At 66.8% G+C, this 13,674-nt stretch carries 15 protein-coding genes; 4 read left to right on the top strand and 11 right to left on the bottom strand.

Annotated elements, in window-relative coordinates:
• Positions 1–29: 29 nt before the first annotated feature.
• Genes ATE62_RS16450 through ATE62_RS16435 form a run of 4 tightly spaced genes read right to left on the bottom strand, consistent with a single transcriptional unit; the run spans position 30 to position 4,975 of the window.
• Positions 30–2,093, bottom strand: a complete 2,064-nt coding sequence (locus tag ATE62_RS16450; RefSeq protein WP_058808205.1) for a TonB-dependent receptor — start codon at positions 2,091–2,093, stop codon at positions 30–32.
• Complete coding sequence (maiA, locus tag ATE62_RS16445; protein WP_058808204.1) at positions 2,090–2,722, bottom strand: maleylacetoacetate isomerase; 633 nt, start codon at positions 2,720–2,722, stop codon at positions 2,090–2,092. Before maiA ends, ATE62_RS16450 begins: the two co-directional genes overlap by 4 nt.
• Positions 2,723–2,729: 7 nt before the next feature.
• Complete coding sequence (locus tag ATE62_RS16440) at positions 2,730–3,758, bottom strand: SO2930 family diheme c-type cytochrome (RefSeq protein ID WP_058808203.1); 1,029 nt, start codon at positions 3,756–3,758, stop codon at positions 2,730–2,732.
• Positions 3,755–4,975, bottom strand: a complete 1,221-nt coding sequence (locus tag ATE62_RS16435) for a parallel beta-helix domain-containing protein (RefSeq protein WP_058808202.1) — start codon at positions 4,973–4,975, stop codon at positions 3,755–3,757. The genes ATE62_RS16440 and ATE62_RS16435 overlap by 4 nt, the downstream gene beginning before the upstream one ends.
• Before the next feature lie 119 nt (positions 4,976–5,094).
• Between ATE62_RS16435 and ATE62_RS16430 the strand changes: the two genes are divergently transcribed.
• Positions 5,095–5,511, top strand: a complete 417-nt coding sequence (locus ATE62_RS16430) for a DUF2147 domain-containing protein (protein ID WP_058808201.1) — start codon at positions 5,095–5,097, stop codon at positions 5,509–5,511.
• Between the two features lie 13 nt (positions 5,512–5,524).
• Complete coding sequence (locus ATE62_RS16425; RefSeq protein WP_058808200.1) at positions 5,525–6,055, top strand: DinB family protein; 531 nt, start codon at positions 5,525–5,527, stop codon at positions 6,053–6,055.
• Between the two features lie 10 nt (positions 6,056–6,065).
• Here the strand turns inward: ATE62_RS16425 and ATE62_RS16420 are convergent, their stop codons facing one another.
• The 7 genes from ATE62_RS16420 to ATE62_RS16390 form a co-directional block, all read right to left on the bottom strand.
• On the bottom strand, positions 6,066–6,764 hold the full coding sequence (locus ATE62_RS16420) for an aspartate/glutamate racemase family protein (protein ID WP_058808199.1): 699 nt from the start codon (positions 6,762–6,764) through the stop codon (positions 6,066–6,068).
• A 128-nt stretch (positions 6,765–6,892) separates the two neighbouring features.
• Positions 6,893–8,374 (bottom strand): NAD(P)(+) transhydrogenase (Re/Si-specific) subunit beta, encoded by a 1,482-nt coding sequence (locus ATE62_RS16415; RefSeq protein ID WP_058808198.1) that lies wholly within the window; start codon positions 8,372–8,374, stop codon positions 6,893–6,895.
• 1 nt (position 8,375) lies between these two features.
• On the bottom strand, positions 8,376–8,657 hold the full coding sequence (locus ATE62_RS16410) for a proton-translocating transhydrogenase family protein (protein ID WP_058808197.1): 282 nt from the start codon (positions 8,655–8,657) through the stop codon (positions 8,376–8,378).
• Between the two features lie 145 nt (positions 8,658–8,802).
• Positions 8,803–9,423, bottom strand: a complete 621-nt coding sequence (locus tag ATE62_RS16405) for a fasciclin domain-containing protein (RefSeq protein WP_058808196.1) — start codon at positions 9,421–9,423, stop codon at positions 8,803–8,805.
• A 140-nt stretch (positions 9,424–9,563) separates the two neighbouring features.
• Positions 9,564–9,929: a PH domain-containing protein gene (locus ATE62_RS16400; RefSeq protein ID WP_058808195.1), complete on the bottom strand. Its 366-nt coding sequence runs from the start codon at positions 9,927–9,929 to the stop codon at positions 9,564–9,566.
• A gap of 9 nt (positions 9,930–9,938) precedes the next feature.
• A complete protein-coding gene (locus ATE62_RS16395) occupies positions 9,939–11,060 on the bottom strand; it encodes an NAD(P) transhydrogenase subunit alpha (protein WP_058808194.1) in 1,122 nt (373 codons plus the stop codon).
• 10 nt (positions 11,061–11,070) lie between these two features.
• Positions 11,071–11,190, bottom strand: a complete 120-nt coding sequence (locus ATE62_RS16390) for an aa3-type cytochrome c oxidase subunit IV (protein WP_058808193.1) — start codon at positions 11,188–11,190, stop codon at positions 11,071–11,073.
• 321 nt (positions 11,191–11,511) lie between these two features.
• Between ATE62_RS16390 and ATE62_RS16385 the strand changes: the two genes are divergently transcribed.
• Together ATE62_RS16385 and ATE62_RS16380 are read left to right on the top strand one after the other, a co-directional pair.
• The gene (locus ATE62_RS16385) at positions 11,512–12,948 is read left to right on the top strand and encodes a sigma-54-dependent transcriptional regulator (RefSeq protein WP_058808192.1); all 1,437 of its coding nucleotides are present in this window, start codon (positions 11,512–11,514) and stop codon (positions 12,946–12,948) included.
• Positions 12,949–13,016: 68 nt separating this feature from the next.
• Positions 13,017–13,670, top strand: coding sequence for an SRPBCC family protein (locus tag ATE62_RS16380; RefSeq protein ID WP_058808191.1), 654 nt, complete (start codon positions 13,017–13,019; stop codon positions 13,668–13,670).
• Positions 13,671–13,674 lie beyond the last annotated feature (4 nt).

Raw genomic sequence — 13,674 nt, 5'->3', positions numbered from 1 at the left:
TTCCGCCCGACGCCAGACGTTGCGAGGCCCTAAAACGACGTCCGCACGCCCACCCACAGCGTGCGCGGGGTCGCGCGTTCGACGATGCCGGCCGACGAAATCGCCGCGGGGACGAGTTCGTCGAACAGATTCTCGCCGCGCGCCTCGATACTGATCGCATCGGAGAAGCGCCACGTGAGGCCGGCATCGAGCGTCAGCGCGTCGCCCAGCACGAGCAGGCCAAGGTCGTCCTCATTCTGCTTGCCGATATAGCGCAGCGTCGCGAAGCCATCGAGCGGCCCGCTGCCATTGCCGCGCAACGACAAGCTGCCGCCATGCTTCGCGATCTGCGCCGGCTTGCGGCCGTCGAGCACGGCGGCGGCGCCCTCCGCGTCGACCTCGGCGTCGGTGAAGGCGTAAGTCGCGCGCAGCGTCGCGGGGCCGATCCGCTGTTCGGCGGCGAATTCGATCCCCTTGCCGTCGATCGCATCGAGGTTCTGCCGCTGATTGAGGTTGGGCGCGAGCGTCACATTGGCGATGGCGTTCGACAGATGGTTGGCGAAGAGCGTCGCCGACAGCTTGGTGCCGTCGCGCGTCCAGTCGATGCCGACCTCGCCGCCCCACAGGCGCTCGGGTTCGAGCATCTCGTTCGCGGTGGTCACCTCGGCGCCGACGCGGAAGGGGCGGTAGAGTTCGTTGAGGGTCGGCAGGCGCCAGGCGCGGTAGGCCGCGGCGCGGAGCGCCAAGGCGCCCGACGTCCAGCGCAGGCCCGCGCGGCCGCTGCCTTCCCAGCCCTGGCGCGCCTCGAATTTCAGGTTGGTGATCGTCGTACCGCCGATGTTGCGCTCGAGGCGATAGCCGGTGCCCAGCCACCAATGGTCGATGCGCCCGCTGAGCGTCCAGAGGAGGCCGTCGTCGGCATCGCCCGAGGTCCATTCGGCGAAGGCGCCGACGGTGTCGCTGCTGCCGCCGGCGATGCGGTGGCGGCCGGGGATGGTGCCGCTGAAGAAAAAATCCTCCTCGGTGCGGCCGGTGGTGCGGCGCCAGTCGGCGCCGACGCGCAGCGGATTTGTGCCGGCGATGGCGGGACGCAGTTCGAAGCGCGCGCCGAGGCCGGTGGCGGGGACGCGCTGGAAGAGCGCGGGCGCGACGCTGTTCCGCCCCGCGGCGACGCTCGCGAAGCCGCTCTCGAAATCGCGAACCTGGACATAGGCGAGCGCGAGCCATTGCGTCGCGCCCATGAGGTCGTGGACGAAGCGCAGGCTGGCGTCGACGCCGTCGGTCTTGCTGGCCGTGAAGTCGGTGCCGCGGTCGCGGCGGTCGGCGAAACCGCGCAGGCTCGCCTCGATGCGGCTGTCGGCGCCCGCGTCGAAGCGCAGCCGCACGCCGAGGCCGCCCTGTTCGTATGGCGCGGCGCGGTCGACGAGGCCGCGCTGGCCCTCTGCCACCGGAATAAAACCGTCGCCGCGGCTGTAGCGGCCGTCGACCGCGACCTGGCCGTTGCCGAGTTTTGTCCCGGCCGAAAGCGACACGTCCCAGCCGTCGCGGCTGCCATAGGCTGCGCTCGCTTCGACGCCCTGCGTCATGCTCGAATGCAGCCCGATCGTCCCTGCGAGCGCGCCGGGACCGTCGGTGCCGCTGCCACCGCCGCGCGTGACGAGAATGCCGCCGAGGTTGATCGCGTCATAGGCGCTCCATGCGACCCAGCCGCCGAAGGGGTCGGCCTGCGGCACGCCGTCAAGCGTCACCAGCGCGCGCGCCGATGCATTGCCGCCGAGGCCGCGGAGCGTGACGCCCTGGCTCGTCGGATGCGCGCTGCGCCCGTCGGAGCGGCGGAACTGGACGATGCCGGCTTCGTCGCGCAGGCGGTTCTCGATCCGCGCGCCGAGGCCCTGCTCGGGATAGGCGATCAGGCTGGAGGTCTGGACCGTGTCGCTGTCCGCGGGGCGCAGCACGCCGCTTCCGCGGACGACGATCTCCTCGGTCGAAAGACGCGGGAAGGTGAAGCTGCAACAGCCGCCGTCGTCTTCGGCGGGGCGATCGGCCTGCGCGTCCTGCGCCATCGCCGCCGCCGGCATGACCAGCAGCGCGGCGCCCGTCAGCAGCCGGATCACGCGGGCTTGACCGCGTCGGGATGCGCCTTCTGGAACGCGTCCAATTCCATGCACGCCGCGTCGATGGCGACGAGCCGCGGATAATCGTCCAGCGCCACCTCGAAGCGCCGCGCATTGTACATCTGCGGCACCAGGCAGCAGTCGGCGATCCCCGGCGTCTCGCCGCCGAGGTAGGTCCCCTCGCCCGCCATAGCTTCGAGCGCGTCAAAACCCTGCGCGATCCAGGTCGCGATCCAGCGGTCTTTCGTTTGCTCGTTGAGGCCGAGGTCCTTGGTCAGATATTTGAGGACGCGCAGGTTGTTGAGCGGGTGGATGTCGCTCGCCACGACCTGCGCCTGCGCCAACGCGACCGCGCGCGGCATCGCGTCGTCGGGGATAAGCCGCGGCTCGGGATAGGCGCGGTCGAGCCAGTCGATGATCGCGAGGCTCTGGATGATCGTCTCGCCATCCGCAATCAGCAGGGGCACGAACCCCTGCGCATTGAGTTCGAGATAGGCGTCGCTGCGCTGCTCGCCCGCGATCAGGCTGATCTCGACGCGCTCATATTCGAGCCCCTTGAGATTGAGCGCGATCCGCACGCGGAAGCTGGCCGAGGAGCGGAAATAATCGTGGAGGACGAGGCGTGTCATGCGCGCCCTAATGCGACGCTTTCGGCATCTCCGCAATCCATTGCCGCAGCAGCGCCGCGCCTTCCCGGTGCACCGTCGAACGCCCGACCTCGGGCATCGCGATGCCGGGGTCGGTGCTTTCGAGACGATAGATCAGGAAGCTGTGGTCGGGGTCGCCCGGCGCGATCGCGAAATCCATGCCGCCGCTGCCGCGCCCCGCGGCGGTCGGGCGCTTGCCGATGCCATAGTTGACCGTGGTCGGATCGTCGGTCCAGCGCAGGAACAGCCCGCTGTTCGACGCGTTGCCCGCCGGATTGTGGCAATGCGCGCAATTGACGTCGAGATAGGCGCGCGCGCGCTCGGCGACGCTGCCCGACTTGGGGTCGTCCCACTGGGGCATGGTCGGTTTGAGCGCGGCGGGGTCTTCGAAATAGACGCTCCGGAAATGCTCCGAGCCCGGCGGGTCGAGCACAAAATTGCGGACCTTGGGTCCGATCGGCACGATTTCTCCGTTGAGGCTGTGGCATTCCTTGCACTGGTTCTTGTTGGGCACCGCATAGCGGATTTCGTGCGCTTCGCTGTCGGGACTTTTGAAGCTCACCGGCACGCGCCGCCCGCCGAGTGCCAATGTCGCATCCTTGCCATCGGCGTCCCAGATATAGGGCAAGGCGACCCAGCCCGCTGCGCGGCGGATCAGCAGGCGTGTTTCGACCGGACGCCCCTCGTTCACATCCGGCCAGCCGAAGCTCTTGATCAGCACCGTGCCGACGGGGAACTCGATCACGCCGTCGGCCAGCACGCGCGCCTTCTTGCCCGCGGGGATCGAGATATAGCGGTGCTTGTCGGTGTAATCGCTGAACAGCGGCGTGCGCAGCGTATAGCCGATCCGCGCCAGCGGCGCGCGCGGGCTCCCCGCGTGGAACAGCCCGAAGGCCGAGAGTTTCGCCGGCATCGCGTCGCCGTCGATGACGTCCTGATTGACCCCGGGCAGCGGCACACCGCTCGCGCCGCTCGCACATAGCAGCGCCGCGGACAGCGCGGCGAAAACGCGCTTCACTTGACCTTCGCCTCCATGCTTTCGGGCAGCTTGATCCCCGGCAGCGCCGCGGGCGGCGTGCCCTTCGACAGGTCGGCGGGCGACGGCTTGGCCTCGCTGCGCGGGGTCGCGACGTCGGGCAGGTTCAGCGACAGCACCCCGACCTTGTCGAGCACGACGACATTTTCGCCCGCGCCGTCCCACAGCACCGGCGGGATCGCCCCGCCGAACGCCGCCGCAATCTGCGCCCCGCCGTCGAAGGCAGGGGCATAGCCCGCCTTGCCATGTTCATTGTCGCGCACGACGATCTGGCGCGGCAGCGGCTGATATTTCGGGTCCTTATGCTCGTAGCGATAGCCGACGATCATGACGTTTGCGGTGCCATTCTGGTCGAACGCATTGTCGAAGACCTCGACGTTGCGGTTGGCCATGATCAGCACCCCGGTGCCGGCGGGTACGCTCGCGACGATGTTGCCCTTCGGCGCAAAGTTGGGGGTGCTGTTGTTGTTCACCTCATTGTCGAAGACGCGGACATTGTGCCCGCCCTGCATCGGCAGGCTGGGCAGGTCGAAGACCAGGATGCCGCCGGTGTTCCTGGTCGCGATATTGTCGTGGACGTCGGCGTCGTAGCTGTTCTCGATCTCGATCCCCGCGACATTCTCGACCGCGATCGAATCGCGCACGACGATATTCTTCGACTGGCCGACGTAGATGCCGGCGTCGGACGCGCCGCGGACATAGACGCTGTCGATCAGCACGTCGGTGCTTTCGACGGGGTAGATGCCATAGGCGCCGTTGGTTTCCTTCGGCCCCGCGGTCCATTCGACGCGCAATTTGTGATAGACGATGCGGTCGGCGCCCTTCGACTTGATGCCGTCGCCCTTGGTGTTGAGCACCGCGAAATTGGTGAGGAAGACGTCGTCGCTGGTGACGAGCAGGCCTTCGCCCGCGCCCTGCTGGCCGGCGAAGTCGAGAATCGAGCCCTTGTCGTCGGTGCCCGCGCCGCGGATCGTCACGCCCGCGACGTCGAGCGACAGGCCGTCGCTGAGCGTCCACGTGCCCGCGCCAAGTTCGACGACATCGCCGGGCTCAGCAACGATCAGCGCTTCCTGGAGTTTCTCATTGGCGTCGGCGCCGCCCGCCTCGACCTTGATCGTCTTCGCTTGCGCGGGCGCGGCGGCCAGCATCACGGCAACCAGCGGAAGTGCGAAACTTTGGGCGAAACTATGGAATCGCATCAGACTCTCCCTTGTTTTTTGCCAGCATGGTGCAAGAGTGCGGCCATGCCAAGCCATGTTGCTGACATGGATGTAGCTAGGGTCAGGGTCGCAGCCCCGCCCGCACCGGGGAGACTGTTTTGAAACGCATCATCATCGCGGCGACCGCCGCGTCCATCGCCGCATCGCCGGCATCGGCGGTCGCGCCGCCATCGATCACCGGCCGCTGGGCCACCGACGACGGCAAGGCGATCGTCGACATCTATGCCTGCGGCGCGAAGCTGTGCGGCAAGGTGCATAAATTGCTGATCAAGCAGCCCGCGGGCGGGCAGCGCGACGAGCGCAACCCCGACAAGGCGAAACGCACGCGCCATGTCTCGGGCCTGCAGATCTACTGGGACCTCGCCGCCGACGGCAATGCGTGGAAGGGACAAGGCTATAGCCCCGAGGACGGGCGCTATTACAAGGCGCAGCTGACCCCCAAGGGCAACAAGATGTCGATGAAAGGCTGCGTCAGCGTCTTCTGCAAGACGGTGACCTGGACGAAGATGACATAGAGAACCCTGCCCGATGATCGACAATCGCTACCTCCGGACGATGACGCGCTACAACAAGTGGCAAAATCGGGAGGCCTATGCGGCCGCCGGCATGCTCTCCGACGATGAACGGCGGCTCGGGCGGGGCGCCTTTTTCGGCAGCATCCATGCGACCCTGTCGCATCTGCTGTGGGCCGACCGAATCTGGTTCTCGCGGTTCGACCTGTGTCCGCCGCCGGGCGGGTCGATCAAGGACAGCGCCTCCTTTGCCGGCGACTGGTCGGCCCTCACCGCGGATCGGCAAGCGATGGACGCGATGCTGGTCGAATGGAGCGACGGATTTCCGGCCGGCCCGATATCGGGCGACCTCCAATGGTATAGCGGCGCCGCGGGACGCGAGGTGACCGCACCGCTGGGTGTCGTGCTGACGCAGATCTTCAACCACCAGACGCATCATCGCGGGCAGGTGCATGCGATGCTGACCGCCGCGGGATGTAGGACCGCCGACACCGACCTGTTCCTGATGCCGCCCGCCGACTGGCTGGGTTTCGACCCGCGCGGCTAGGCCGTTTTCCTCAGGGCGCATCCCCCAGGATCCAGTCGACCCCCGCGGCAACATGAATCCGCGTGGTGTCGTAGACCGGCAGCACATTGGCATCGGGATCGACGAGCATCACCAGTTCGGTGCTCGCCAGCACCAGCGCCTGCACATCCTGTTTCGCGATGTCCGTGATGAAGGTCCGCATCTGGCGGCGCGAATTTTCGGTGACCTTGCCCTGCATCAACTCGTCGTAGATGATATTGTCGATCGCCTCGGCGCGGTCCGCGTCATAGGGGGCGAGCGTCAGGCCGTAGCGCACGAGGTTCTGACGGAACCAGGGTTCGGTCATCACGTTGCGCGTGCCGATCACCGCGGCCGACTTGATCCCGTCGGCCTTCAATTTCTCGCCGGTCTCGTCGACGATGTGGAGCAAGGGGATCGACACCGCGCCTGCGATTTCCTTGGCGATCTTGTGCATCGAATTGGCGGCGACCATCAGCGCGGTCGCGCCCGCGGCCTCAAGCCGCTGCGCCGATTCGATCAGGATCGCCTTGGCATTGTCCCACTGCTCGGGCGTCGTCAGCCGCGACAGCTCGCAATAGTTCAGGCTCTCGAGCAGGATCGGCGCCGAGCAGGAGGTGCCGATGCGCTTTTGCACGCCCTTGTTGAGGTGGCGGTAATAAAGCTCGGTCGATGCCCAGCTGATGCCGCCGATCAGGCCGATTTTGCGCATTTCATCTCCAAGAATAAAAAAAACCGTTCGCCCTGAGCTTGTCGAAGGGCTGTTCTTCCATTCGGTAGAGGAAAGAACGGTGCTTCGACAAGCTCAGCACGAACGGCATTTTGATCGGCCCGTCGGTTTTAGTGCCCCGTCCCGCTCAGCGCCTTGACGATGTCGTCGGCCATTTTCTTGGCGTCGCCGAGCAGCATCATCGTCTGGTCCATGTAGAAGACGTCGTTGTCGACGCCGGCATAGCCGACGCCGCCCATCGAGCGCTTCACGAACAGCACGGTCTTGGCGTTGGCGACGTCGAGGATCGGCATGCCGTAGATCGGCGACGACTTGTCGGTCTTCGCCGCCGGGTTGGTCACGTCGTTGGCGCCGATGACGAAGGCGACGTCGGCCTGCGCGAACTCGCCGTTGATGTCCTCGAGCTCGAAGACCTCGTCATAAGGCACGTTCGCTTCGGCGAGCAGCACGTTCATATGGCCGGGCATGCGTCCCGCGACCGGGTGGATCGCATATTTGACGTTGACGCCTTCCTTCTTCAGCTGGTCGCCCATTTCGCGTAGCGCGTGCTGCGCCTGCGCCACTGCCATGCCGTAACCGGGGACGATGATGACATTTTCGGCCTGGCTCATCAGGAAGGCCGCGTCGTCGGCGCTGCCGGGTTTCCACGGACGCTGTTCCTTGGCGCCGCCCGCGGCCGCGGCGGCATCGTCGCCGCCGAAGCCGCCCGCGATCACGCTGATGAAGCTGCGGTTCATCGCGCGGCACATGATGTACGACAGGATCGCACCCGACGAGCCGACGAGCGCGCCGGTGATGATCATCGCGGTGTTGCCGAGCGTGAAGCCCATCGCCGCCGCGGCCCAGCCCGAATAGCTGTTCAGCATCGACACGACGACGGGCATGTCGGCGCCGCCGATCGGGATGATCAAGAGGAAGCCGATCGCGAAACTGAGCCCGGTGATCGTCCAGAACACCCAGGGCGACTGATCCTGCGTGAAATAGGCAGTGAGCCCGACGATCGCGGCGAGCGTGCCGAGGTTGATGACATGCCGCCCCGGCAGCATGATCGGCGAACCTGACATATTGCCGTTGAGCTTGAGGAAGGCGATGACCGAGCCACTGAAGGTGATCGCACCGATCGCGATGCCGAGGCCCATTTCGACGCGGCTGACCGTGAAGATCTGCCCCGCGGCGTCGGCGATGCCGAAGGCCTGCGGGTTGAGATAGGCGGCGGCTGCGACGGCAACGGCGGCGAGGCCGACGAGGCTGTGGAAGGCCGCGACGAGCTGCGGCATCGCGGTCATCGCGATGCGGCGCGCCATGACGATACCGATGACGGCACCGATGCCGATCGCGGCGAGGATTTCGGCGAGCGAGATCGTATCGAGCACGCCGTCGGCGCCCTTCGGCATATGCGTCAGCAGCGTCGTGACGACCGCGATGGTCATGCCGATCATGCCGAAGCGGTTGCCGCTCTGCGCGGTCGCCGGGCTCGACAGGCCGCGCAGCGCGAGGATGAAGAGGATGCCCGCCACCAGATAGGCGATCGCGGCCCAGGGGTTCACCGCGCCATGGCCGGTCGCGGCCGAAAGGATCGCTTGGACGTCCATCTCAGCGCTCCTTCTTCTTGTACATCGCGAGCATCCGCGACGTCACCGCGAAGCCGCCGAAGATGTTGATGCTGGCCATCACCACCGCGGCGAGGCCGAGCCATTTCGAGGTCGCCGAGCCCGCGGCGGCGCTGGCGATCAGCGCGCCGACGATGATCACCGACGAAATCGCGTTGGTGACGCTCATCAGCGGCGTGTGCAGCGCCGGGGTCACCGACCAGACGACGAAATAACCGACGAAACACGCCAGGACGAAAATCGAGAAAATGGAAATGAAGTCCACGGCAAGCTCCCCTGCTGATTCCGCGAGGGCACCTCTTGCCGCGCGCCCGCCCCCCTGTCGACTCCTAAACACGCGCAAAAGAAAGGGCCCGCGCCTCGCACATCGCGAAACACGGGCCCTTGCCGCAATATTATGTCGCAGACGGTCAGTTCGTCGCGGCAGCCTCGGCGGCCTGCGCCGCGGCGTCGGCGGTCGCATCGGCGGCGGGCTCGGCGCTCGGCGGGGTCAGGTTCGGGATGAGCACGCCGTTCATGACATGGACGATGCCATTGGCCTGCGCCAGATCCTGCGTCGTGACATAGCCCGAGCTGCCCTGCGTGCCGTCGACCTTGATATTGCCCTGCACCTCGCTGAACGAGATTTCCTGGCCCTCGACCGTGGTCAGCTTGGCGGTGCCGCCGCCGGCCTTGATCTTCTTGTACAGGTCGTCGGCGGTCACCTTGCCGGGCACGACATGATAGGTCAGCACCTGCGTCAGCGTATCCTTGTTGGCGGGATCCATCAGATAGTCGGACATCGCCTGCGGCACCGCGGCGAAGGCGGCGTCGGTGGGCGCAAAGACGGTGAAAGGACCCGCGCCGTTCAGCGTTTCGGTCACGCCAGCAGCGGTCAGCGCCTTGCCCAGCGTGGCCAGGTCGGGATTGGTCGTCGCGGCCTCGGCGACGGTCGACGTCGGTGCCGCTTCATCGGCCTGGGCGAAAGCGGGAGCGGCAATCACGGTGGTAAGCGCAAGGAGGGGAGCAGCAAGAAACTTGGCACGCAGCATCAGAATATTCTCCGGACAGTGGGAATCAGGGCGAAAACCCTGCAACGCATACTAAGCAATGACAGTTTCATGAAAAGGCCGGAATCAGCCATTTTTTCATTTTTGGCGCGCGTTTCGCCCCGCGGGAGGCTCGCCCCGCCTCAGCGGCCGATGACCAGCCGCGCCATCAGATGCTGGATCTTCTGCGGGTCGCTCTTGCGCGAAATCTTGACCTCGATCGGCGCGGCCGAGCCCGAAATCCACACCTTCATATCGGCGTCGAGGTCGAAGGTGCCCGCGGTCTCGAACGAAAAACGCGTCACCGAACGCCAGGGCACGCTCTGGATATCCTTCTTCGTTCCGGTCAGTCCCTGGACGTCGACGAAGATGAAGCGGAGATTGGTGAGCAGCACCGTGTCGCGGATCGTGCGGAACGCCGCGAGCACCTGCTCGCCGTCGATCAGCCAGGCCTGAAACTCGGCCTGCGCCCCGCCCGCATCGATATCGCCCGCGCTGAAAAGACCCATTGCGGCGGCCTAGCCCAGCAGGCGCTCGTGTACGACCTTGCCGCCCTGCGTCAGGCGCACGGCGTTGCCGATTTCCTCGTCGAGCACGGGCTTGCCCGCTTCCTTGTCCCAGAAGGCCGAGAGGAAGTTGAACAGGTTGCGGCTGAACAGCGCGCTGGTATCGGCGGGCATCAGCGCGGCGATATTCTTCGCGCCGATCACGGTGACGCCGTGGATCTTCTTCGTCTCGCCGGCGACCGCACCCTCGACGTTGCCGCCGCTTTCGGCGGCCATGTCGACGATCACGCTGCCCGTGCGCATCGTCGCGAGCTGCGCGTCGCTGATCAGCCGCGGCGCGGGGCGCCCCGGGATCAGCGCGGTGGTGATCACGATGTCCTGCTTGGCGATGTGCGACGACACCAGTTCGGCCTGCGCCTTCTGATATTCCTCGGACATTTCGGTGGCATAGCCGCCCGCGCCCTCGCCCTCGATCCCCGCGACGCTTTCGACGAAGATCGGCTTGGCGCCGAGCGACATGATTTGCTCCTTGGTCGCCGAGCGCACGTCGGTCGCGCTGACCTGCGCGCCCAGGCGGCGCGCGGTCGCGATCGCCTGCAGCCCCGCGACGCCCACGCCCATCACGAAGGCCTTGGCGGCGCTGACCGTGCCCGCGGCGGTCATCATCATCGGGAAGGCACGGCCATAGGCGTTCGCCGCCATCAAGACCGCCTTGTAGCCGGCGAGATTCGCCTGGCTGGAGAGGATGTCCATCGACTGCGCGCGCGTGATGCGCGGCATGAATTCCATCGCCAGCGCCTCGATCCCGAGCTTGGCATAGTCGTCGACCCGCGTGCGTTCGCCGAAGGGGTTGAGCCCCGCGGCGAGCCAGGCGCCATCGGCGAAGCCTTTCAGCCCCTTGGGATCGGGGCCCTGTATCGCGAGGATGATGTTCGCGCCCTTCAGCACCTCGGCGCGCGAGGCGACCGCGGCGCCCGCGGCGCCATAGTCGGCATCGGCGATCGACGCGGCTTCGCCCGCTCCGGACTCAACGGCAAGTTCGGCGCCCAGGCCAATGAATTTCTTCACGGTTTCCGGGGTCGCGGCGACGCGGGTCTCGCCGGGGGCGAGCTCCTTCAGGACGGCGATGCGCATGCCGGTCCGGTCAGGAGATGATGAGGACGACGAAAACGGTCACGATCGCGGTCAGGACCGACCCGACCTTGAGCAGGCTCAGGAAACCCGTGTAGGTTTCGTTCGCTGCCTTCATTTCCTGCTGTGCCATGGCTTCTTCCCCTTTGCCTCACCCACAACGTCGCCCCCGCGGAGGCGGGGGCCGTCATAAGGTCTAACCAGTTCCTTCGGTTCCGGGACGACAGCGGCCTCCGCCTTCGCGGGGGCGACATTGTCTTTTAGCCCAGAATCGGCCTTCGCGCCGGTCTTAGCCATGCGTCCGGCGATGCTCAATAGAAGGTTTTGCGTGGCCGGGGCGCGCCGCGAGGACGCGCTCCGCTTAATCGCCCCTTTACCCCTTTGACGTAGATTGTTGGTTCAAAGCGGAACAGGCCACGGAAAACCGCGGCCAATCGGGGGTCAAAACACGGCGATGGCTAGCGCGCGCGACACACGGATGGTGATGATCGTCGACAGCGAACCGGCGCAGCAGCGCTTCCTGTCGGCGCTCGTCTCGCGCGGCGGCTGGCGCAGCGTCACCGCGGCCGACACCGACACCGCGCTCGCCAAGCTGGGCACGCAGGAAGGCATGGCGCTCGATGCGGTGCTCGTCGACCAGGGCGCGCCGGGCATGGACATCGCCGAATTCGTCGCCGAACTGCGCCGCTGGCGCCCCGCGCTGCCGCTGATCGTGATCACGATGCGCAACGGGGTCGAGGTGGCGGTCGCCGCGATGCGCGCCGGCGCCACCGACTTCGTGCAGAAGCCGATCGCCCCCGACCGCCTGCTCAGCGCGCTCGACCGCATCACGACCCAGAGCGGCCCGCAGGGCGAACTGCGCCCGCTCACCGAAAAATTGCGCGCGCCGCTGGCCTTCGAGGAAATCATCGGCTCGTCGCCCAATTTCCGCAGCGCATTGGCGATCGCCGCCAAGGCCGCGCGTGCGCGCGTGCCGGTGATGATCAACGGCAAGCCCGGCACCGGTAAGGAAGTCTTCGCGCGCGCGATCCACAGCGCATCCCCGCGGGCGCGCGGCGCGCTGGTGATGGTCGATTGCTCGGCGGTGTCGCCGGGGCTGATCGGATCGGGGCTCTTCGGCCACGAACGCGGCGCCTTTCCGGGCGCCTTCGATCGGCAGGTCGGTCGCCTGGTGCAGGCCGATGGCGGCAGCATCATCATCGATCATGTCGAATGCATCCCGCTCGAGACGCAGGCCAAGCTCGTCGAATTCCTGAATTCGGGCGAGGTCCAGATGATCGGCGGCACGATCCGCCAGAGCGTCGACGTGCGCATCATCGCGACAAGCGCCAGCCCGCTCGACAAGCTGATCGAGGCAGGGCACTTCCGCGAGGATCTGTTCTACGCGCTGTCGAGCGCGCAATTCACCCTGCCCTCGCTTTCGGAGCGCCGCGGCGACGTCGGCCCGCTCGCGCGGCATCTGCTCGCGCGCATCGGCGGGCTGCCGGGCATGGGGCCGATCGGCGTGACCGACGACGCGCTGCGCCTGCTCGCCGCTTACGCCTGGCCGGGCAATGTCCGGCAGCTCCAGGACGTGCTGTTCCGCGCCGCCGTCGCGAGCGAGACCGACGTGCTCACCAGCGCCGATTTCCGGGCGATCGAGGGCGCGCTCGGCGGCAGCAGCATGGCCGCGGGCCAGGGCGAGATCGCGATCAACGGCGAAGCGATCGGGGTCACGCTCTACTTGCCCGACGGCAATCTCCGCCCGCTCGAAGAGATCGAGGCGGATGTGATCCGTCTCGCGATCGGTCATTATCGCGGCCGGATGAGCGAAGTTGCGCGCCGGCTGGGGATTGGGCGCTCGACGCTGTACCGCAAGCTGAGCGACCTCGGGATCGACACCGCCGCCTGATCGCATAAGACTCGACTTATATAATTTACAACTTATACGACTCGCCTGACACAGATCAGGAGAGTCACATGCCGTTCGATACCGCCGCCCAAGCCCAAATGGTCGTCCGCAAGGTCGAGGATGTCTCCCACGAGGGCCAGCCCGCGCGCGCCGTGGTCGCGACGCGCGACTATGCGACAGACATCGACGACCTGTGGGACGCGATCACCGACAAGACGCGCATCCCGCGCTGGTTCGCGCCGGTCGAGGGCGATCTGGAACTCGGCGGGCGCTACCAGATCAAGGGCAATGCGGGCGGCACCGTCACCGCCTGCGACCCGCCGCGCCGCTTCGCGCTGACCTGGGAATTCGGCGGCGGGATGAGCTGGGTCGAGGTCGAGCTGGCCGAAGCGGGCGAGGCCACGCGGCTGACGCTGCGCCACATTGCGCCGCTCGACGACAAGTCCGAGGAATTCTGGGACCGCTTCGGCCCCGGCGCGGTCGGCGTCGGCTGGGACCTGTCGCTGCTAGGCCTAGCCTGGCACCTCGAAACCGGCGAGCCTGTGCAAGAGCGCTTCGCCGAAGAGAGCTGGCCCCTGAGCGATGAAGGCAAGGCTTTCGCGACGACGAGCAGCCACGGCTGGACCGCGGCATCGATCGCCTATGGCACCGCAGAGGACGCCGCGACCCGCGCGGGTGCGAGCACGACCGCCTTCTACACCGGCGCCGCAGCGCCCGAATGACGCG

Source organism: Sphingopyxis sp. HIX, assembly GCF_001468285.1.
Taxonomy (GTDB): domain Bacteria; phylum Pseudomonadota; class Alphaproteobacteria; order Sphingomonadales; family Sphingomonadaceae; genus Sphingopyxis.
The sequence above is the reverse complement of the archived record's forward strand: the minus strand, read 5'-3'. Positions and strand labels throughout refer to the sequence as shown.